The sequence below is a fragment of the Microbacterium sp. DT81.1 genome, from assembly GCF_049844955.1.
In the GTDB taxonomy this organism is placed as follows: domain Bacteria; phylum Actinomycetota; class Actinomycetes; order Actinomycetales; family Microbacteriaceae; genus Microbacterium.
In genome coordinates this window covers 166,323-186,574 of record NZ_JBNCMA010000002.1, presented here as the reverse complement: position 1 = coordinate 186,574, position 20,252 = coordinate 166,323, and the positions used below count along the sequence as shown (strand labels likewise).

Here is a 20,252-nt window from a genome sequence, read left to right as displayed (position 1 = left end):
ATGACCGGCCCACAGCCTCCTGCCCTCCGCATGGGCATCGTCGGCGTCGGCTTCATGGGACGACAGCATGTCCAGCTGATCGAGGCGTCATCCCGCGCCGAGCTGTGCGCCGTCGCCGATCCCGCGGCCACCGACACCGCCTTCGGCTGCCCGGCGTATCGCGATGCCGGCGACATGCTCCGGGCCGAGAGCCTCGATGCGGTGATCATCGCGAACCCCAGCGCCCTCCACGTCGACACGGCGATCCAGTGCCTCGAGGCCGGCGTCGCGGTGCTGCTGGAGAAGCCGGTTGCCGTGGACTACGCCGAGTCCCTCCGGCTCGTCGAGGCTATGGCGCGGCTGCACGGGCGCCTGCTGGTCGGCCACCACCGTCGCCACCACCCGGCGGTCGCCCGGGCCCGCGGCGTGCTGCAGGACGGCCTGATCGGCGACGTCGTCGCGGTGAGCGGCCTGTGGTCCGCCCGCAAGGAGGACGCGTACTTCACCGAGATCCCGTGGCACCGGGAGCGCGGCGGCGGCGTGATGCTGATCAACCTCGTGCACGACCTCGACCTGCTGCGCCACCTCCTCGGCGAGGTCGCGGAGGTTCAGGCGATGGTCAGCTCGCACGCGAGGAACCTCGACGTCGAGGACACGGTGTCGATCAACCTCCGGTTCGAAAGCGGTGCGATCGGCAGCTTCCTGGCCTCCGACGCCGGCGTCTCGCCGTGGGGCTGGGACCAGTCGACGAACGACACCCCGGCGTTCCCCTTCGTGCCCGACGGCACGGCCTACCAGCTCGTCGGCACTCGCGGTGCTCTGTCCGTGCCGAACCTCGCAACCTACGCCTACCATCCGTCGGTGTCGCCCGACTGGCACTCACCGCTCTCCCGCACCTACCTCCCGGTCCCCGCGGGCGGAGCATTCCCGGCGCAGCTCGAGCACTTCACCGACGTCGCCCGAGGCATCGCCCAGCCGCTCGTGTCGGCCGAGGACGCGTCGCGGACCCTCGCCCTCGTCGAGGCGGCCGCCCTGGCCGCGCGCAGCGGCGAAACGGTCGATGTCGCGAAGTTCCGGGCCGAAGAGCTGGACCCCCGCTGATCACCGCGTGAGGCGGTCGGCCGCGCGGATCGCCAGCTCGTACCCGAACACGCCGGCCCCCGCGATCACGGCGCGGGCGACGGATGAGACGAGTGAGTGCTGGTGCGCGGCGTCGCGGGCGTGGATGTTGGTGATGTGGATCTCGACGATCGGTGCCTCCAGCATCCGCAGCGCGTCGAGAACCGGCACCGAGCGGAAGCTGAACCCTGCCGGGTTGATCACCACCGTCGCCTTCTCGCGGAACGCGTCATGCAGCCAGTCCACGATTTGGTGCTCGGCGTTGGACTGCGCGAAGAAGAGATCGAAGTCCAGTTCTCCGGCCACGCGCGCGCAGTCGTCCCGCACATCGTCGAGCGTCGCGCTGCCGTACAGCTCGGGCTCGCGCTGGCCGAGCATGTTGAGGTTCGGGCCGTTCAGCACGTAGAGCTTCCTGGTCACGGGTGTTCCTTTCCGGGGGTCGTCACATCAAGCCGAGCAGGGTGGGCACGATCGTGACGATCGGCGGGAAGAGCGTCAGCAGGATCAGCACGACGCCGAGGGGGATGAGGAAGGGCAGGATGCCTCGGAAGAGCTCGCCCATCGGTCTGCGCGTGATCGAGCCGACGACGAACAGCACGGCGCCCACCGGAGGCGTCAGCGAGCCGATCATCAGGTTGAGGATCATGATGACGCCGAGCTGGACGGGGTCGATCCCGTAGGCGGCCACGATGGGCATGAGAATCGGGACCAGCACCAGGATGACCGGCGGCGCCTCTAAGAAAATACCCAGCAGGATCAGCAGCACGTTGAGCAGCAGCAGGAAGACGACCGGGTTGTCGGTCAGGTTCGAGAGCCACTCTCCGAGGTTGCGCGAGACCTGCTCGCGGGCGAGCACCTGCCCCATGAGGTTCGACGCGCCGAGGATGAGCAGGATGCCGCCGGAGATGACCACGGTCTCCTTGGCCGCGCGCCAGAAGACCCGCAGGTTCAGCGTGCGATAGATCGCCCCGAGCAGGAGCATGTAGGCGGCCGCGATGCCGGCGCTCTCCGTCGGGGTGAACAGCCCGCTGAAGATTCCGCCGAGGATGATGACCGGCAGCAGCATCGGGCCGAGGACCCTGACCGTCGCCTTGCGGAGCATCGCGCCGTCGAAGCGGCGGCTCGTCGAGACCTCGGGGTGCAGCCTCACCCAGATGAAGACGTAGACCGCGAGGCCGAGGGCCATGAGGAGCGCCGGCAGGATCGAGCCGGCGAACAGGGCTCCGGTCGAGATCGTGGCGGTGGCGGCGAAGAGCACCGCCGGGATGCTCGGCGGCATCACCGTGCTCATCAGGGAACCGGATGCGGTGAGCCCGGCCGAGAAGCCGTAGGGGTAGCCGGCCTTCAGCATCTGCGGGATCTGCACCTTGCTCGTGGACGCGGCGTCGGCGAGCGCCGAGCCGCTGATCCACGAGAAGCCGATCGCGGTCCCGAGATTGACGTAGGCGAGGTTGCCGGGGAGCCGGGGAAGCAGCGCCTTCGCGAAGTCGTACAGCCGCGTCGCGATGCCGAGGTGGTTCGCGATCGTGCCGACGAAGATGAACAGGGGCACGGCCAGCAGCGGGAAGCTGTTGATCCCGTTCACGATCGACGAGATCGCGTAGCCCGACGAGAGCCCGTGGCTGTAGAAGTACAGCATGCTGGGCGCGATCATCGCGAAGGCGACGGGCACCCGGAGGAGCAGGAAGACGACGAGCAGCAGGATGTAGAGCCAGAGATCCACGCGGATCAGCCCTCCATCTCGGAGATGTCGAGCTTGTGCTCCGGGCGGTTCGCGTAAGGGATCTTCATGGCCGAGTGCACCGCCGCCGACAGGAAGCCGACGAGGGCGAAGATGTAGAGCACCCCGAGCGGGATGTGCATGGCGGCGCTCGCCCGGATCCACTCCGTCTCGATCTTGACGAACGCCTCATAGGCGAGCGCCAAGCTCGTGGCGACCATGATGACGGCGGAGATCACGCGCAGCGCCACGAACAGCTTCGTACCGGCGAGCAGCTGGTCGAACACCTCGATCACGATGTGCCCGTTGCGACCCACCAGGTAGCCGGTCGTGATGAACGTCATGGCCACCATGGAGAGGAGGGCGAGCTCGCCGGCACCGACCCAGCCGATCCCGGGCAGGTAGCGACCAACCACCTGGTACATGACGCCGATGAAGAGGAGGGCGAACAGCGCGACGCCGATCGCGAGTTCCACGGCCGAGAGGATGCGGATGAACCTCGGGTCCGGCGGCACCCCCTGGTTCAGCTTGGGCGCCGTGTAGAAGGTGTCGGTGTGCCCGTAGATCGACTCGCGAAGTTCCTCGGGCACCGCGCGCTCTGCCGGCTCACTCGGCTCTTCCGGCTCCCTCGACTCCCCGGGGTCCTTGTCAGGCACCATGGCCAGCCTCTCTGTAGGTGCGGTGGGGCCGCGCGCGTGCGCGCGACCGCCTCTGCGACTCTGGATCGTGGAACCGACCTCTGCAAAGTCGAGTCTCGCCGAATGGGACACGGCGGCCGCTCGGCGCGCGGACGCCCGCCCCCGCCGACCGCTCCCCGCGGGTGCGGGGAGCGGTGACGGAGGCGGACGGGAATGCCGGCGACCGGCCTACTTCACGACCGTCACGGTCGCGGTCGACGTGAGCTGCTTCTGCACGCCGCCCTGCAGGACCCTCGCCACGACGGTGAGGCTGACCTCCCCCGTGGGCACGTTGTTGTCGACATCCGCCTTCTCGAACTGCACGATCAGCCGGTTCTTGTTGGCCGTCACCTTCTCGGCCGGGATCGGCGTCTGCGAGAGCGGAGTGAGCAGTGCGGCTCCGCCGTCGTACACGGCGCCCGCCGGCAGTTCGAAGTGCGCCGTGACCTTGCCGTCGACACCCGTGAAGATGCCCGTCTCCGATCGCAGATTCAGCGTGCCCGGCGTGAACCGCAGCGACCCCGGCTGGTCCTCGGGCGTGAGGTAGACCTCGATCCTTCCGGTGGGCCGCGGGTCTGTGCAGTCGTTGAAGAAGTAGTCGCCGGCACGATCGAACGTGTGCTCGTAGCTCTCCCCCGGCTGCAGCGTGGCGTTGAACTCCCCCTCGAAGAACTGCGTGGCGCAGTGGGGCAGCAGGTTCGGGAAGTTCGGGAACGTCTCCGCACCCGGGTTTCGGAAGGTCACCGTCGTCCCCACGGGCACCCGCAGGTGGGTCGGCTGCATCGAGCTCTGGGTGGTCGCGTCCCGCGCGACCGCTGTGTCGGCGGTTCGGCTGCTCCGGGCGAGGAGGACGGTGTTGCCCACCGTCGCACCCTCGACCGCGGCACCGCTGACCGGGCGACGGATCGAGAGGGGCGCCGTGTCCGGTCCCTCCTGGCTGCCCGATTCCGTGGTGTACGAACCGCCGAGCTTGAACGCCCACAGCGAGTCGCCCTGCGTCACCGATCCGCCGTAGGGGTTGGTGGAGCCCGCGGCGAAGACCGCGACATACTGCTCGCCGCCGACCTCGTAGGTCACCGGTGCGGCCGCGATCCCGGAGCCCGTCTGGAATTCCCACAGCACATCGCCGGTGCCGGCATCCATCGCCAGCGCACGCCCGTCAATCTGCCCGACGAAGAGCAGGTCGGATGCCGTGACCAGCGGTCCCTGACCGTGCGACATGTCGGTGCCGAGGTGGTTCTTCCATGCCACCTCGCCGGTCGACGCGTCATACGCGAGGATGCCGCCGGTCTGGTACTGCCCGATCGCCCGCTGACCGTTGGCCGCCGCCCCGTTCCAGTGCGCGACGGGGTTCGTCCCATACGGGTAGTAGACGAGGTTGGTGCTGTGGCTGTACGCGTTGTTCGACCAGTCGGCCCCGCCGTTCTGGCTGGTGGTCGAGAGGATCGGCAGATCCCACTGCGGGTCGTACATGCAGCCCTCGCGGTGGTCGGGTGCGCCCTCGGGGTAGGTGAGGAACGGCTCGTCGGCCGCGACGTAGCTGTCGGGGTTGAAGACCAGGTTCCCGTCCGCGTCGGGCTGATAGCCGTTGTAGTTCGGCACGGCACGCCACGGGTCGCCCGGGATGTTCTCCCGGTCGAGCTTCTCCCACACCACGCACTCCGGCAGGAGGCGGCTCTCGGGGAAGGGCTGCGTCGGCGAGTGCGCCTGCCGCGAGTCGGTGATCATCGGCTTCTCGGTGACGGGCAGGACGGGCTCGCCGTTGGTGCGATCGAGCACGAACTGGTGACCCGACTTGCTGCCGTAGAAGACGACCTTCCGTTCGGCGCCCTCGACCTCGATGTCGGCGAGGGTCGGCGGGTGCACGTTGTCCATGTCCCACACGTCGTGGTGGATGGACTGGTAGTGCCACTTGTACTCGCCGCTCGAGGCGTCGACGGCGACCATCGTGCTCGAGAAGAGGTTGTCTCCCGGCCGCAGCGACCCGTTCTGCGATGAGGTGCAGCTGCGGGCGTTGCCGAAGGTCATGTAGTACATGTTCAGCTCGGGGTCCACGGCGCCGTGGATCCACGACGTCGCCCCGCCCTCCTCGGCGCAGTCCGTGCCGTCCGCGAGCACGGGCCCCCATGTCGCGGAGGCGTCGAACGGCACGCCGTCGACGCCGGTGAATACCTGGCCGCGCTTCGGTCCGCCGAAGAAGTGCCACAGGTACGATCCGTCGCTCGCGTCGAGCGCGACGACCGCGCCGCGGTCGCCGTCGGCCGCGTGGGCGTAGACGATGCCGTCGTAGTACACGGTCGCGACCTTGCCGACGCGTCCGAGGTCCTCGCCGTTCGGGCCGGCAGCCGGCACGGCCCAGACCTCTGCCCCCGTGGCGTCGTCCAGCGCGACGACGCGGTTGCCGCCCGCGAGCGTGAAGATCTTCCCGTCGCCGGCCGAGACGCCGCGCCGCGTGCCGGACAGGCCGTAGACGTCGTTCTCCCACTTCCAGACGGGATCACCGCTGGCGCCGTCCACCGCGATCACCCCACCGCTCGGCGTGTCGAGGTAGATGACGCCGTCCACGACGATGGGGGTCGTCTGCTGCCCGACATCATCGCTCGCGGGCGCGACGGCGGAGACGTGGGTGCGCCACGCGGGGGCCAGTTGATCGAGATTGTCCTTGCCGATCTGCGTCAGCCCGGAGTAGTGCTGGTTGCCGAGGTTGCCGCCGACCGTCGGCATGTCGGCGCCCGTCGGTTCCAGACCCGTCACCCCCGCGGGCGGGACGGCTTCGGTGGGCCTTGCCAGGCCGTAGGCGGGTGGGGCCGTGAGCGCGAGCACCACCAGCGCCCCGAGCCCGACGGTCCCCATCCTCTTCATCAGACGTCTGCGCATCCTCGACTCCTTGATCGTCCTCGATCTCGTCTCCGGCGTGCCACCGCGCGCCCGAGTCCACCCGTGGGGTGGGCCGGCCGGCCCTATCCATTCGATGGATCGGTTCGGCCATCCGGCGCCTGGACGCTAACCGTCGCTCGCGAGGGGAGGCAAGGCTCCGGCCCACCGAGTGGTACACGAACGGATGCGGCGGAACGTCCCGTCAGCGATCGATGGCCCGCGGGGCCAGCGGATCGAAGTCGTCGCTCAGGATGCCCCGGCGAGCAGGTCGTCCACTTCCTCCGCCGTCGGAACGGACGCCTGCGCGCCCGCCTTTCCTACGGCGAGGGCGGCCGCCGCACCGGCGAGGCGCGCTGCGTCCGCGATCCCGTCGATCGTGAGCGCGCCCTGCCCGGCCGCAAGGTGCGCGGCCAGCACGCCGCAATACGTATCGCCGGCGCCCGTCGTGTCGACCGGCTCGACGAGGAACGCGGGAACGCTCCTGCGCTCCGCACCCACCGCGATGATCGATCCGTCCGCCCCGAGCGTCACGACGAGAGCGCCGACGCGCTCCGTCAGGAGGTCGATCGCGGCATCCACCGTCCCGGTCTCGGATCCCGCGATGTCGCGCAGCTCGTGCTCGTTCACCAGGACGACGTCGACCGCGGAGAGGAGCCTGCGCGCGACATCCTCCTCGGCGAGAGGCGATGCCGGGGAGGCGTTGAGGACGAACAGCGCACCGGGCTTTCGGAGGCCCGACGCCTGGAGCACGCGAGCCGGTGGGATCTCCAGCTGTGCCACGACAACGTCGGCGGTCGAGATCAGCGCCCGCTGACGTCCCGAGAGGGGCGCATCCACGGCATTGGCACCGGAGATCACGACGATCGCGTTCTCGCCGTCATCGGCCACCGAGATGAGCGCCACGCCCGTGGGCGCGCCGATGGACTCCAGCCCCGTGACGTCGATCCCGTCCAGCTCCAGCGCGGCGCGAAGCGCCTGCCCGTCGCCGTCCTCGCCCACCGAGCCGATGAACGCGACGAGTGCGCCGCCTGCGCGGGCGGCGGCCACCGCCTGATTGGCCCCCTTCCCACCGCCGCCGCGCGATGAGCCGCGCGCAAGGAGCGTCTCCCCCGGTGCAGGGATGTGCGGAACCCGGGCGACGACGTCCAGATTGATGCTTCCGACCACCGCTACCTTCACAGGCACATCCTCTCAGGCAGCCCCAGCATGCGCAGGCGCACCCTGAATCGAGGAGTACTGCACGCCGCCTCGACCGACCGCGCTACGCCACCTCAACCGTTTCGTCGACGCCCTCGCGGCTCCGCCGCCCGATGCGTCCGCCCAAGAACCGGGAGAACCACATCCCGCTCGCTTTCGGCGTGCGCACCTGGGTGTCGTAGTCCACGTGCACGATCCCGAATCGCCGGTGGTATCCCCACGCCCACTCGAAGTTGTCCATCAACGACCAGACGAAGTAGCCCGCCAGGGGAAGCCCGCGCTCGATTGCCTGGCGACACGCGTCGATGTGCGCGCGGAGGTAGTCGAGCCGATCCGGGTCGTCCACATTGCCGTTCTCAGACACCTCGTCCTCATACGCCGACCCGTTCTCGGTGATGTACAGCGGCAGCTCGGGAGCACGCTCGTGGGCCATTTCGAGCACATCGAGCATGCCGTGGGGGTGGATCTCCCAGCCCATCTGCGTGCGCGGCGCGCCGGTGTCGATCATGACGGCGGACTCGCTCCCCGGGTACGCGCTGGCGTCTGTCGCGGCCGACCCCGCGGCCACCGTGTGGCGGCTGTAGTAGTTGATGCCGAGGAAGTCGATCGGCGCGGAGATGAGGGCGAGGTCCTCCGCCGTCGCGTTCTCGGCGAACCAATCCGCCTCGCCGGCGTCATTCAGCACGTCCTGCGGGTACTGGCCCCGCAGCACGGGGTCGAGGAACAGCCGATTGCTCAGCCCGTCGATGCGGCGGGCGGCGTCGACGTCTTCCGCCGTTCCACTCGCCGGACGCACGGAGTAGAGATTGAGGGTGATACCCGCATTCGCGTCGGGGCGCGCCGCGCGGATCGCCGTCATGGCATGGCCGTGACCCAGCAGGAGGTGATGGGCGGCGTGCAGGGAGCGGCTCCCCTCGTGACGACCCGGCGCGTGGTGGCCGCTGGCGTAGCCCAGGAAAGCCGAGCACCACGGCTCGTTGAGCGTGATCCAGTCCGAGACCGCATCGCCGAGGCGGTCGACCGCGATGCCGGCGTACTCGGCGAATCGCAGTGCCGTGTCCCGCCGCAGCCAGCCGCCGGTGTCCTCGAGCGTCTGCGGGAGATCCCAGTGATAGAGGGTCGCCCACGGTGTGATCCCGTGCTCGCCGAGCGTGTCGGCGAGCCGCCGGTAGAAGTCGATGCCCGCCTGGTTCGCGGGACCACTGCCGGTCGGCTGAACGCGCGTCCACGCGATCGAGAACCTGTAGGCGTTCACCCCCAGGTCGGCCATGAGCGCCACGTCCTCGCGGAACCGGTGGTAGTGGTCATCGGCGATGTCGCCCGTGTCGCCGCCGAGCACGGCACCGGGCTTGCGACTGAACGTGTCCCAGATGCTCGGCCCGCGACCGTCCTCCTGAACGGCGCCTTCGATCTGATAGGCCGCCGTGGCGGTGCCCCACACGAAGTCCTCGGAGAAGTCAGACCGCTGCACGGGTCACCTCCGCGGCCGGAGCCAGCCAGTCGCCGTCACCGTTCTCGCTGAGGGCGATCAGGATGTCGTCGCGCTTGATGCCGAGGGCCGCCAGGCGGTCGGCGATCAGAGCCGCACTCCTCTGCTTCACCTCGGGGCTGTAGCCCGTGAACGCGAGGATCTGCACGAAGACGATGTCGGATCGGTCGGCCTCCGGAAACGTGCGGCTGTAGAACAGGTCGCCGGGCTCGTGCACCTGGAAGATCTGGAAGAGGTCGTCGGCGGGCATCTCCCACCCCTCGACGAGGGCGCGGTGGATGGCCTCGCTCATTTCGGGCCGCAGAGCGGCGAGATGGCGGTGGATGTCGACGCGGACAAGGGGCATGGTGATCTCCTTCATACGGGTTGGGTGCTGCGGTTCCCGCAGCGGACTGGATGGGGTCGAGGGGTCAGGCCGGTTTCGGGCCGTCGAGCCAGTGGTCGGCCGACGGCAGCAGGGACTCGAGCTCCTCCCAGAACGGCTCGGGCAGCTGCGCGGTGGCGGCGGCGATCATGGATGCGATGCGCTCCGGCTTGCTGATGCCCACGATGGTCGACGCGAATCGGGGGTCGCGCGTCGAGAAGCGGATGGCGGCCGTGGCGAGGTCCGTGCCCCAGCGGACGCAGACCTCCCGCATCCGCCTCACCGCATCGAGGGTCGCCGGCGAGGCCGGTCGATAGCCGTAACTGGTGTTGGCACCGGTCATGTCCGCGAGGATGCCGCCGCCGAGCACGGCGGCGTTCACCACCGCGACCCCCAGCCGCTCCGCGGTGCGCAGCAGGTTGCCCGCGCTGCGGTCGACCAGGGTCCATCGGTTGTGCACGAGCAGCACCTCGAAGACGCCGAGCTCGAGATACCGGGCGATCTCGTGCACGTTCCCCCCGGCGAGGCCGATGTGCTCGATCTCGCCGCGGTTCCGCGCCTCGATGAGCGCCGCGACGGCACCGCCGGGCTTCGTCATCTCATCGAAGTCGTGGAACTCCGGGTCGTGCAGGTGCACCAGCGGAAGGGGGGTGATCCCGAGCCTCTCCTCGCTCTCCGCCAGTGATCGCCGAACGCGGTCGCCGCCGTAGTCGCCGTCGCGGGGGTCGACCTTCGTGATGACCACGACGTCCGAGGGCAGACCTCCGTGCTCGCCGATCGCCCGTCCGATCCGCTGCTCGCTGCGTCCGCCGGAGTATCCGTTGGACGTGTCGATCGTCCGGATGTCGCTCTCGAGCACCGCTCGCACCAGCGCCACGGCGTCGTCCTCGTCGACGTCGTAGCCGAAGTTCTCCGGCATCCCGCCGAGCGGCCCGCCCCCGAGCGTGATGGGGCTGACGCGAAGACCCGTCGAGCCGAGCGGACGCAGTTCCCAGGGCACCTCAGGCCCCGGCGATCGCCTGGACCAGACCGTCCGGGTCGGCGTACAGGCGGCGGCCGTGCGCCTCGCCGAGCGGTGCCGCCGCGGCGGGAGGCTCACCCTGCAACTCGACCGCGACGAAGCCCGGCGCGTCGAGCTGAGGGGCGCGCGCGCTCTTCTCGGCGCCGCTGAACTCGAAGATCTCGATCGAGGTGTCGCCGCCGTGCAGGTAGGTGATCTCGAAGCCTCGCGGATCGCTCGGCTGGTGGATGCCGCCCATCAGCGCGAAGCCGAGACCGGCGAAGTACTCGTGCGTGGCGTGCGCGTCGTTCACCGTCTCCGCCACGTGGTCGAACCGCGGGCGGTCGGGGGTGCCGAGCCCCCAGTCCCTGTCGACCTCGGCACGGTCGTAGACCTCGTGATACTGGAGCGGTCCTTCGACGAGTTCGAGAAGGGTGCCGTCGGGGTCGTAGAAGAAGGTGATGCGGACGTCGCCCTCGGCGTGGATCGGCTCGAGCTGGAACGGCACGTCGGCGTTCCGGAGAGCCTGCACCCGCTCGTCGAGATCCGCCACCTTGAATCCGATGTGCCGGAATCCGGCCTGCAGGTCGTCGGCGATCCAGCTCGACTCGCCGGGCTGGTCGAGGCGCACGAGGCGGACCGTCGCGGTCACGGCATCGAGCACCGCGCTCCCCGACGTCACCTCGACGGGCACGAGCCCGAGGAAACGCGTGTAGAAGTCGACGGAACGGTCGATGTCGGCGACGTTGATGAGTACGGACGCGATGGCCACGGGCCAGTCCTTTCTGATGGGGTTGAGGAGCGCAGCGGATCTGCGGTCGGGGTTGTGAACTTACTTTCTAAGCTTGTGGTTCTAAGTTGGGGGGCCCGTTGCAGGAGGTTCGCGGATGCCGCCGCTCTCATGCCCTCGGCGCCGCGGCGACGTCGAGCGCGGGGCGGGTCGAGCGGGTATGCGGCGTCAGGACGTGCTGCAGGGCGAGCGATGCCGCGCCGAGCGCGGCCGCATCCAGCCCCGGGTCGGAGAGCTCCACAGCGACCCCGTGCACCGCCCGGGTGCGTGCGAGCCGCGCGATGGTCTCCCGGATGTGGCGGACGTAGATCGCGCCGGCGTCGGCGAAGCCAGGACCGGCCAGGTAGATGCGGTCCAGGTCCAGCACGTTGACGACCGAGAGCATCGCCGCCGCCACGTAGCGGGCCGAGCGCTCGATGATCGCCAGGCTGCGCGGCTCTCCGCGCCCTGCAGCCCGGGCGACCGCGTCGAAGTCGTGCCGCACGTTGCGGTCGCCGCCGGCGAGGGCGAGGTCCGACGCCAGCCCCTCGTCGGTCAACGCGATCGCGACGATGGCCCGCGGCGCCGCGAGGATCTCGAGGCAGCCCCGTGACCCGCACCAGCAGTCCGGCCCGTCGATCTCGAGCACCATATGGCCGATCTCGCCGACGTTCGACGACGAGCCCCGGCTGAGGCTTCCCCCGGTCATGAGGCCGAGGCCGAAGCCGTTCGACATGAAGAGCGTGGCGAAGTCGTCGGTCGCCGGCATGCGACCAGCCCAGAACTGGCCGAGCGCGGCGCACGCGGCGTCGTTGTCGCGCACGGTGGGCAGACCGGTGCTGAGCTCGAGCGCCTCCTGCACGGCGAACGACTCCCACTCGTCCGCCGTCAGCGAGAGCCGTTCGGCGCCGGCGCGGATGTCGAGGCCGGCGCCCGCCACCCCGACGCCGACGACGCTCGCTCGGGGGATGTCGAGGTCGCGGAACAGCTCGTCCAGCTCCTCGGCCATGCGGGTGACGACATCGCTCGGCGGGCTCTTGTCGATGCCGGGAGTCACCAGCTGCCCGACGAGGTTGCCGCCCAGATCCGTGACCACGTACGTCAAGCGGGCATCATCGAGCGACACGCCGACCGCGTAGCGCGCGAGCAGATTGAGCTCGATCAGGCTCGGGCGCTTGCCGCCCGTCGAATCCCCGTATCCCGTCTCCACGACCAGACCGGCGTCGATGAGCGACTTGATGATGCGCGTGATGGAGGTCGCCGTCAGACCCGACATCTCGGCGAGTTCGATGCGGCTCACCGTGCCGCTGGAGCGGATGAGGTCGAGCACCGCGCTCCGGGTGTTCTCGGAGGACGGCCCGAGCCGGCGTGCCACACTCATGCGCTCTCCCGCACGACGACGAACGGATGCGGCGCGTCGACCGTGGCCACGGCGTCCCCCCGGATCGCCGCGAGCACCTGGGCACCCAGCAGCGCCCCGATCTCGCTCCCGCGGCGGTTGATCGCCGTGATGGACGGCGACGTGCTCTGGCAGAGCGACGAGTCCGTCCACGAGACGATCGAGACGTCATCCGGGATGCGGAGCCCCCGCTCGGCGAAAGCCGCGAGCGCCGCCGCCGCGTGCACATCGCTGTCGAAGAGGAGCGCGGCGGGGCCGTCGGCGATCACGGCGGCGGCGGCCACGACGGCGGACGCCGCGGAGCGGTCGGTGCGCACCACGGCGAACTGCTCGGCGAGGGCCGCCGCCCTGGACTGCGAGGTGATCGAGGGGGTCGGCCCGACGATGTAGACGATCCGGTCATGGCGACCGCCTTCGAGGAAGGAGCGCACGATGTCCACGGCAGCCGAGACGTCGATGAGGACCGCGGGAAAGTCGGCGGCCTCTCCGGCGTCGACGACCGCGGCGAAGGGGAGCCCCAGGGATCGCAGCAGCGGAATGCGCGCGTCGTTCCGTCCGGCGCCGAGAAGGGCCACGCCGGAGATGCCCTCGGAGTCGGCCCAGTGGCGGTAGATGCCCTCCTCCGATGCGTCGTCGTGGACGACACGGGTGAAGAGCCCGATCCCCTGGGTGATGAGCGGCTCGGCGAGCGCGTGTGCGAGAGCGGCGACGAAGTGGTCGTCGGCGTTGCCGGCCGCGATAGCGAGCCCGATCCCCGTCATCCGGTCCCCGTCGTTCGCGGCCTGGTGGAAGCCCCGGCGCGGCCGGCGCCGGAGGCCGGGAGGAGCCGCCGTGGCCAGGTCTGTGTCGATCGCACTCATCATAGGGGCCGCCTACTTGATGGCACCGGCTGCCATGCCGCGCTCGAACTGCTTCTGGAGCGCGATGTAGGCGACGATCGTCGGGATGGCGGTGACCACGGCGGCGGCGAGCACCTTGGGGGTGTCGTCGTTGTACTGCCGGCGGAAGAACTCGGGCAGCAGCGTGACCACGCCCATGTCGTCGTTGATGAGGAAGACCTTCGGCAGCAGGTAGGCGTTCCACGCGTTGATGAGCACGAGCACCAGAAGAGCAACGGCGATGGGCCGCGCCAGCGGCACGAGCACCGACCAGAACATCCGCCAGGTGCCGGCGCCGTCGAGCCTCGCCGCCTCGAAGAGAGTGTCGGGGATGCCGTCGACGTAGCCCCGCGCGATGAGCACGGTGAAGGGGATCTGCAGGGCGACGATCGGGAGGATCACGGACCAGAAGGTACCGAGCAGCCCGAGGCTGACGGCTGTCGCGTACAACGGCGCGATGAGCACGACCTCCGGCAAGGTCAGTGCGACCATCATCAGCCAGAAGTAGACCTCCTTGTTGCGGATGCGCAGCTTGGAGAACCCGAAGGCCGCCATCATCGTCGTCACGTAGACGAGAACGATCGAGCCGCCCGCGACGATGGCGGAGTTCAGGAAGAACCGGGCGAAGCCCGGCACTCCGAGAACGGCCGCGTAGTTCCCCCACCCCGCGCCCTCGAAGGACCTCGCGACCATCGTATAGATGGGGATGAGGAACGGGATGACGGCGATCGTGAGAACGATCTGCAGCACCGCCCGAGAGAGGCGGGAACGTGTCTCAAACATTCTTCGCCGCCTCCAGGATCGGCTTCACCCGTCGCTCGCGCGATCGAAGCTGGATCAGCACCGAGGTGACCACCGCGATCACCAGCAGGATGATCGACAGCGCCGACGCGTACCCCAGGTTGCGGTCCGACGCCGCGGTCTCGGAGTAGATCATCGTGCCGAGGAACGCCGAGGAGTTCGCCGGTCCGCCCTGCGTGATCAGCCAGACGTTGTCGAACAGCTTGAGCGCGGTGATGAGGTTGAGAATCGCCAGGGAGATCGTGATCGGGCGCATGCTGGGCAGCACGAGCGAGAAGAGCACGCGGAGGTTTCCTGCTCCGTCCACGCGGCCGGCCTCGATCATCTCGGGGTCGACCTGCGTCATCGCGCCGTAGTACAGGATGAATCCGAATCCGATCGAGCCCCAGCATCCGACGACGATCACGACCATCAACGACGTCGTCGACTGTCCGATCCACGACTGCGTCAACGCGCCCAGCCCGATGGCCTCGAGGATCGCGTTGAAGGTGCCGTCGGACTGCCACACCTGGATGTGCGCGGGTGCGAGCGTGGCCGGCGCCACCACGACCGGGATGACGATGATCACCTTGTAGAGATTCCCGAACAGCACCTTCGAATGAAGCGCCGCGGCGAACAGCACACCGCCGATGACCTGCACCGTGAAGACGACCACGAAGTAGATCACGGTGTTGCGGATCGCCGTCCAGAAGACGGGGTCGGTGAACGCCTCGACATAGTTGTCGATGCCCACCGGCATCATCGGCGCCCGGCCCCCGCGCCAGTCGAAGAACGACAGGTAGCCGGAATAGACGACGCTGTAGTAGATCAGCCCGACCGAGATGATGAATCCGGGCAGGATCCAGCGGAGTCCCGGGGGGATGAGGGGGGCGGACCTCCTGGCCCGCCCTCCCCGTCTGCCGCGTCCATCGCGAGGGGCGGGGCTCGGCGAGCCCTGCGTGCGCTCTGCGACCGTGGTCATGTCGATTCCCGTCGTTCGATCCGGATGCCGCGCGCTCAGTCGTCCACGCCGACGGAGCTCGGCTCGGCGGTCGCCTGCATCTCCGCCGCGATGTCCTCGATGGACTTGTCCACCGTCGGGTCGAGCACCTGCTGGATCGCGATGACGATCGCATCCAGGGTCGTCTCCGTCGTCTGCCACTGGCGGGACTGCGTGGACGATGCGCTCGACGCGATGAGCTCCTCGATGGCGGGGCGCTGCACATCATCGTCGACGAGGCTGATCGCCGACCAGTCGGGGCTCACACCCTCGAGCGCCGGCAGCAGGTCGATCGCGTTCGCGACGTTCTGCTGCCCCGTGTCGGACATCGTCATCCACTGCACGAACGTCTTGGCGGCACCGATGTTCGGCGACTCACTGTTGATCGCCAGGCCGTAGTCGCCCTCGCCGAACGGGATCGATCCGTTGCCCTTGCCGGCCACGTCCGGGAATTCCGCCGGCAGCTGGACGAAGCACTCGGGGCTGCTCACACCGGCCGCTTCCATCGCCGCCTTGCACGACTCGGCACCGGCGTACTGGGTGTACCAGAAGCCCATCTGCACCATCGCGGCGTCCTCCTTCATGAAGGCCTCGTTCGCCAGCGGATACTGCGGTCCGTCGAGCGCGTTCGCGGCGATGATGCCGTCCTCCTGCATGCGCTGGATGATCTCGAGCACTTCGATGCCCTCGGGGTCGTCCCACCGCGCCTTGCCGGTGGCGGCCGCGATGAAGTAGTCGGGATCCACCGAGTTGGCGATCGCGTGGTACATCTCGGTCGGGAAGGTGTCCTCGCCGCCCGCGCCCATGGTGAAGCACTCCTTGCCGATGGCGCTGATCTTCTCGCACGCGTCGACCCACGAGTCGTAGTCGGTGGGGACCTCGGCGCCCGCTTCCGCGAAGATGTCGGCGTTGTACCAGACGAAGCCGGCTGACATGCCGCCGAGCGGGAGGGAGACCTGACGCCCCTCCGCGTCCTTGAGCTGATCGGCGTAGTCGCTGGCGAATCCGGACTCCCAGTCCTCTCCCAGTGTCTCCTCCGCCAGCGGCGCGAGGTCGATGGCGTACGGGCCCCAGAGATCGGGGGTGCCGCCGGCGGGCGAGAGGTCGAAGACATCGGGTCCCTCACCGGACTCCAGCGCCGGGACGATGGTGTTGCGGAAGTCGACGTTCTCGAAGTTGCGGTAGGTGACCTCGATGTCGGGGTACTCCTTGTTGAACTCCTCGATGTAGCGCTCTGCCACCGGGGTGTCGGGCGTCCATCCCCACCAGGTCACCTCGCCGGAATCGGCCGGTTCGGCGTCGGCGTCGCCGCTCGTGCCCGAACCGGCGCACCCGGCCAGGACGAGAACGGCAGTCGCTGTCAGGGCGCTGGCGGCAAGAGCATGGGACTTCCTCATTGCAGTTCCTCTCACTTCGTTGTGGTGGTCACCGGGCTTCTCGTGCCGTCGCGGGGGACGAAGGGGGATCGTCGCAGGGGGCGGAACGTTGTGACGATCGCCAGAATATGCGGCCTTCCACCGGGTGCACAAGTACTTACACAACTTTTGTTAGTAACTTTTCATGAAGCGGAGGTGTGAAGCGACGCGGCCGGTGCGCACGTGAGCGCCGCCCCTTGGGCGGGACCGAAGCGCGAGACAATGGTCGCGTGACCACCTCTGGGCCCAACGGTGTGGACCTTTCCCGCGCCTACTACCTGGAGGTCGTGAGACCGCTCCTCCTCGAGCGATTTCCCGGCATGCCGCACGCGGCAGGACGACTGGGAGCGGGCTCTGACGTGCTGGGGCTCGACGACGAGACCTCGCGAGATCACGACTGGGGGCTGCGTCTGAATCTGCTCGTTCCACCGGGCGACGTCGTCGCCGTCGACGAGGAGCTGGAACGATCGCTGCCGCCGGAGTTCCGTGATCTGCCCGTGAGGTTCGCGTTCACGGGGCGGAGCGCTCAACGGCATCACGTCGATGTGAGCTCGGCGCACGACTTCCTGATCGCGCACCTCGGCTTCGATCCTCGCGACGGGGCGTCCCCGCGGGACTGGCTGGCTGTGTCCGGTCAAGCCGTGCTCGAGGTGACCGCCGGCCCGCTCTTCACCGATGAGATCGGAGAGATCAGCGCCGCGCGGCGAACGCTGGAGTGGTATCCGGATGACGTGTGGCGCTACGTCCTCGCCGCCGATTGGATCCGCCTCGAGCAGGAGATGCCGCTGATGGGCCGCGCCGGCGATGTCGGCGACGAACGCGGCTCGCGGATCATCGCCGCACGGCTCACCCAGGTGTTGATGCACCTGGCATTCCTGCTGGAGCGGCGCTTCCCGCCCTACCCGAAGTGGTTCGGCACCCTCTTCGACCGGCTGCCGTGCGCGAGCGAGCTCGGCCCGATCATCGACCGCGTGCAGACGGCGGCCGGCTGGCAGGACCGCCAGAGTGCTCTCGCCGACGGACTGCAGCTTCTGCTGCGGACGCAGAACGACGCCGGGCTGACCGACATCCCGAACGCGACCATCCCGTTCTGGGATCGCCCGTTCCTGCATCCGGAGCCGTCGATCGGGGCGAGCCTGCTCGATGCGGTGAGCGACGAGGACGTCCGCGGACTGCCGCGAGGGCTCGGGTCGATCGAGCAGCGCACGGACCTCGTCGACATCCTCGTCGACTCGCAGGAGCGCCGACGCGTCATCTTCCCCTAGGGCGAGGCCGGCCGCGCCCTGCCGGCGCCTCCGGTCAGCCGATCGCGTCCACGGCCGCCTGGATCGCCGCGAGGGTCGCCTCGGGCTGCGACACCATCGACACGTGGGAGGCGGCGACCTCGCTGATCGTGGCGCCGGCGCGTTCGGCCATCCGGCGCTGCAGGCCGATGGGGATGACCAGGTCGTCGGTGCCCAGCACCGCCCAGCTGGGGATGGTCTTCCAAGCCGGGGCGCCCGAGGGGGTGACGTTCGCCACGAAGGATGCCGGTCGCTGCGTCGCCACGATGGTCCAGCGGTCCGCCTCGGGCAGGTCTTGCGCGAAGGCGGTGTGCACGGTGTCGGGTTTGAGGAAGGCCTCGGCGGCGCCCTCCGGCGCGCCGGGGTAGCCCGCGACATCGAGCACGGTCGTCGGGTCGGCGACGTCGAGCGCCGACCCCGAACCGGCGAGAAGGCTCACCACGGTGTCCCCCTCGTCGGGGATGAACGCGTCCACGTACACCAGGGCTTTCACGTCGCCGCCCTGCGCACCGGCATTCGTGATGACCGCGCCGCCGTAGGAGTGCCCGACGAGCACCACCGGCCCGGTCGTGCGCTGGGCGAGGAAGGACGCGACGTAGGCGGCGTCCGACTGCAGGCCGCGCAGCTCATTCGGCGGTGCGAGAACGGTGTATCCCTGCGACTGCAGGGACCTGGTCACGGCGTCCCAGCTGGACGCGTCGGCCCATGCTCCATGGACGAGGACGATGGTGGGCTTGCTCTCAGACATGCGACTTCTTTCTGTGGGGGCGCCGAAGGGCGAGGTGAGGCTGCGGTGGTGGAGCTGCGAGGGAACTCGGGGTGCCGGAGGAGAGCCTTCTCGCACACCATAGGGTGCGCGCGGCGCACGCCGCCAGGGTTTTCGACACCCGACGTTCGGATCGCCGATCTCGGGGCGGGGCGGCGTCAGGTGGTGGTCAGGACGACCTTGCCGGTGTTCCTGCGCTCCTCGATGTATGTGTGTGCGGCTCCGGCATCCTCGAGCGGGAACGTCCGGTCCACATGGGGACGCACCCACCCCTCCGCCACGCCATCGAGCAGGACTTGCATCCAGCCCGCGATCATGCCGGTCTCGTGCCACATGTGCCCGAGATTCACGCCGAAGACCGATCGGTTCGAATTCATCAGCGACACCGGATGGAAGAACGGCATTCCGAGCGCGACCCGCCCCAGTCCCAGCGGCCCGGGCAGTCTGGAGGCAGTCGCGGCGGAGATCCCGAACATCCCGAGCCTGCCGCCCGAACGGAGGGCGTTGTAGCTCTTCTTCGCGTTCTTCCCGCCCAGAGGATCGATGATGAGCGACACTCCCCTGCCACCGGTCAGTCGGTCCACCTCGACGGCCCAGTCCGTCGTCCTGTAGTCGATGGCCTCGTGCACGCCGCGTTCGAGCAGGAACGCGTGCTTGGCGGCGCTTGCAGTGCCGTAGATCGTCGCCCCGAGATGGTTCGCGACGTCGATCGCGGCCAGCCCGACGCCGCCCCCGGCGTTGTGGATCAGCACCGTTTCGCCAGGCTTGAGCGAACCCATGACCACCAGGAGCTGCCATGCCGTGAGGTACGCCACCGGAAGGGACGCCGCCTGCTCGTGCGAGAGCGCAGCGGGCTTGCGGAAGACCTGGCCCGCCGGCACCGAGATGACGTCGGAGTAGCCCCCGAAGCGCGTCAGAGCCACGACCTCCTCGCCCATCAAGGCGTCGCCGACCCCGGCGCCGACCCGATCCACCACGCCGGAGACCTCGTAGCCGACCACAGCCGGGAGGCGCGGGGCATCGGGATAAAGACCCTTGCGCGCCAGGATGTCGGCGAAGTTGATGCCGCTGGCCCGAACCCGGATCCGGACCTCACCGTGCTTCGGCTCGGTGTCGGGCGCCTCTCGCACCTGCAGCTGTTCGGGGCCACCCTTGCCGACGATCACGACCCGCTTCATGATTCAGGCCTGCCGCAGGACCTTCTCCATCGCCTTGCCGCGCGCGAGCTCGTCGACGAGCTTGTCGAGGTAGCGGATCTTCTGCATCAGGGGATCCTCGATCTGCTCGACACGCATGCCGCAGATCACGCCGGTGATCAGCGAGGCCTTGGGATTGACGTGCGCGTCCGCGAAGAACTCCTCGAAGGTCGCACCATCATCGAGCTGTCGTTTCAGCGTCGGCTCATCGAACCCGGTCAGCCATTGGATCACCTCGTCGAGTTCGTGCTGCGAGCGCCCCTTCTTCTCGAGCTTCGTGACGTACAGGGGGTAGACCGATGCCACGCTGGTGCGGAAGATTCTATGCACGGGGCTAGCGTACT

Annotated in this window: 19 protein-coding genes; 2 read left to right on the top strand and 17 right to left on the bottom strand. The window is 68.9% G+C overall.

All coding sequences use genetic code 11. From position 1 onward, the window contains the following. Entirely contained in the window at positions 1-1,080 is a 1,080-nt protein-coding gene (locus ACLQ2Q_RS06000; protein ID WP_425818994.1) for a Gfo/Idh/MocA family protein, read from the top strand. Here the strand turns inward: ACLQ2Q_RS06000 and ACLQ2Q_RS05995 are convergent, their stop codons facing one another. The 14 genes from ACLQ2Q_RS05995 to ACLQ2Q_RS05930 form a co-directional block, all read right to left on the bottom strand. After that, positions 1,081-1,518 carry a type II 3-dehydroquinate dehydratase gene (locus ACLQ2Q_RS05995; protein WP_425818992.1) on the bottom strand — a complete coding sequence of 146 codons (438 nt, stop codon included), beginning with the start codon at positions 1,516-1,518 and terminating at the stop codon, positions 1,081-1,083. Positions 1,519-1,540: 22 nt separating this feature from the next. Next, entirely contained in the window at positions 1,541-2,821 is a 1,281-nt protein-coding gene (locus ACLQ2Q_RS05990) for a TRAP transporter large permease (protein WP_425818990.1), read from the bottom strand. 5 nt (positions 2,822-2,826) lie between these two features. Continuing rightward, positions 2,827-3,477: a TRAP transporter small permease gene (locus tag ACLQ2Q_RS05985; protein ID WP_425818988.1), complete on the bottom strand. Its 651-nt coding sequence runs from the start codon at positions 3,475-3,477 to the stop codon at positions 2,827-2,829. Between the two features lie 207 nt (positions 3,478-3,684). After that, the gene (locus ACLQ2Q_RS05980; protein WP_425818986.1) at positions 3,685-6,372 is read right to left on the bottom strand and encodes a PQQ-binding-like beta-propeller repeat protein; all 2,688 of its coding nucleotides are present in this window, start codon (positions 6,370-6,372) and stop codon (positions 3,685-3,687) included. Between the two features lie 246 nt (positions 6,373-6,618). Beyond that, positions 6,619-7,551, bottom strand: a complete 933-nt coding sequence (locus ACLQ2Q_RS05975; RefSeq protein WP_425818984.1) for a PfkB family carbohydrate kinase — start codon at positions 7,549-7,551, stop codon at positions 6,619-6,621. Between the two features lie 82 nt (positions 7,552-7,633). After that, on the bottom strand, positions 7,634-9,040 hold the full coding sequence (locus tag ACLQ2Q_RS05970) for a GH1 family beta-glucosidase (RefSeq protein ID WP_425818982.1): 1,407 nt from the start codon (positions 9,038-9,040) through the stop codon (positions 7,634-7,636). Further along, the gene (locus tag ACLQ2Q_RS05965; RefSeq protein ID WP_425818980.1) at positions 9,027-9,404 is read right to left on the bottom strand and encodes a tautomerase family protein; all 378 of its coding nucleotides are present in this window, start codon (positions 9,402-9,404) and stop codon (positions 9,027-9,029) included. Before ACLQ2Q_RS05965 ends, ACLQ2Q_RS05970 begins: the two co-directional genes overlap by 14 nt. Before the next feature lie 64 nt (positions 9,405-9,468). Continuing rightward, positions 9,469-10,422, bottom strand: a complete 954-nt coding sequence (locus ACLQ2Q_RS05960) for an aldo/keto reductase (protein WP_425818978.1) — start codon at positions 10,420-10,422, stop codon at positions 9,469-9,471. 1 nt (position 10,423) lies between these two features. Continuing rightward, on the bottom strand, positions 10,424-11,194 hold the full coding sequence (locus ACLQ2Q_RS05955) for a VOC family protein (RefSeq protein WP_425818976.1): 771 nt from the start codon (positions 11,192-11,194) through the stop codon (positions 10,424-10,426). Between the two features lie 127 nt (positions 11,195-11,321). Then, a complete protein-coding gene (locus ACLQ2Q_RS05950) occupies positions 11,322-12,572 on the bottom strand; it encodes an ROK family transcriptional regulator (RefSeq protein ID WP_425818974.1) in 1,251 nt (416 codons plus the stop codon). Further along, the gene (locus ACLQ2Q_RS05945) at positions 12,569-13,453 is read right to left on the bottom strand and encodes a substrate-binding domain-containing protein (protein ID WP_425818971.1); all 885 of its coding nucleotides are present in this window, start codon (positions 13,451-13,453) and stop codon (positions 12,569-12,571) included. Before ACLQ2Q_RS05945 ends, ACLQ2Q_RS05950 begins: the two co-directional genes overlap by 4 nt. Before the next feature lie 9 nt (positions 13,454-13,462). Further along, positions 13,463-14,251, bottom strand: a complete 789-nt coding sequence (locus tag ACLQ2Q_RS05940) for a carbohydrate ABC transporter permease (protein WP_425818969.1) — start codon at positions 14,249-14,251, stop codon at positions 13,463-13,465. Then, positions 14,244-15,230 carry a carbohydrate ABC transporter permease gene (locus tag ACLQ2Q_RS05935; RefSeq protein WP_425818967.1) on the bottom strand — a complete coding sequence of 329 codons (987 nt, stop codon included), beginning with the start codon at positions 15,228-15,230 and terminating at the stop codon, positions 14,244-14,246. Before ACLQ2Q_RS05935 ends, ACLQ2Q_RS05940 begins: the two co-directional genes overlap by 8 nt. Before the next feature lie 35 nt (positions 15,231-15,265). Continuing rightward, positions 15,266-16,645 carry an ABC transporter substrate-binding protein gene (locus tag ACLQ2Q_RS05930; protein WP_425818964.1) on the bottom strand — a complete coding sequence of 460 codons (1,380 nt, stop codon included), beginning with the start codon at positions 16,643-16,645 and terminating at the stop codon, positions 15,266-15,268. 248 nt (positions 16,646-16,893) lie between these two features. Between ACLQ2Q_RS05930 and ACLQ2Q_RS05925 the strand changes: the two genes are divergently transcribed. Next, on the top strand, positions 16,894-17,928 hold the full coding sequence (locus ACLQ2Q_RS05925) for a DUF4037 domain-containing protein (protein ID WP_425818962.1): 1,035 nt from the start codon (positions 16,894-16,896) through the stop codon (positions 17,926-17,928). 34 nt (positions 17,929-17,962) lie between these two features. On the opposite strand, the gene ACLQ2Q_RS05920 is transcribed toward ACLQ2Q_RS05925, so the two are convergent. From ACLQ2Q_RS05920 to ACLQ2Q_RS05910, 3 genes are all read right to left on the bottom strand, one after another. Further along, the gene (locus ACLQ2Q_RS05920) at positions 17,963-18,694 is read right to left on the bottom strand and encodes an alpha/beta fold hydrolase (protein WP_425818960.1); all 732 of its coding nucleotides are present in this window, start codon (positions 18,692-18,694) and stop codon (positions 17,963-17,965) included. A 176-nt stretch (positions 18,695-18,870) separates the two neighbouring features. Continuing rightward, positions 18,871-19,890, bottom strand: coding sequence for a synaptic vesicle VAT-1 family membrane protein (locus tag ACLQ2Q_RS05915; protein ID WP_425818958.1), 1,020 nt, complete (start codon positions 19,888-19,890; stop codon positions 18,871-18,873). 3 nt (positions 19,891-19,893) lie between these two features. After that, positions 19,894-20,238 (bottom strand): DUF2200 domain-containing protein, encoded by a 345-nt coding sequence (locus tag ACLQ2Q_RS05910; protein ID WP_425818956.1) that lies wholly within the window; start codon positions 20,236-20,238, stop codon positions 19,894-19,896. Positions 20,239-20,252 lie beyond the last annotated feature (14 nt).